1 protein-coding gene is annotated in these 381 nt (G+C 65.9%); it reads left to right on the top strand.

The genetic code is table 11. The features are described from left to right. On the top strand, positions 1 to 381 hold a 381-nt coding region (locus tag L692_RS29635; RefSeq protein ID WP_025701926.1), incomplete at both ends, for a sporulation protein YunB.

Raw genomic sequence — 381 nt, 5'->3', positions numbered from 1 at the left:
GTGCGGTCAAGGTGGAGCTGAATCCCCGCCAGCAGAATGCGGGCATCAATATGATTCTGGTTGAAGTGTACATCCATATCGTTACCGAGGTGGCGGTCGTGGTCCCCTTTGACATGGAGCCGCAGGTGGTCGATACGGAAATCCCCGTCTCTTATCTGATGGTCGTCGGAGATGTGCCGATGTACTATTACGACAATCAGGGCAGGCCGGTTGGCGAGGGAAGCGCCAGCGCGCCGAATATTGCGCTGCCCGCGCCCTCCGGCGGAGTCAGCACGCCGGGCGCGAGCGGCCGCGCCGGCCAAAGCGAGAGCGGCGGCGCGCAAGGCCCGGGCACGCAGAGCGGCCCGGGAGCGGGCGCTCCGGCGGGGAACGGAGCGAACG

The organism is Paenibacillus forsythiae T98, from assembly GCF_000520735.1.
GTDB lineage: Bacteria > Bacillota > Bacilli > Paenibacillales > Paenibacillaceae > Paenibacillus_AQ > Paenibacillus_AQ forsythiae.
The sequence above is the reverse complement of the archived record's forward strand: the minus strand, read 5'-3'. Positions and strand labels throughout refer to the sequence as shown.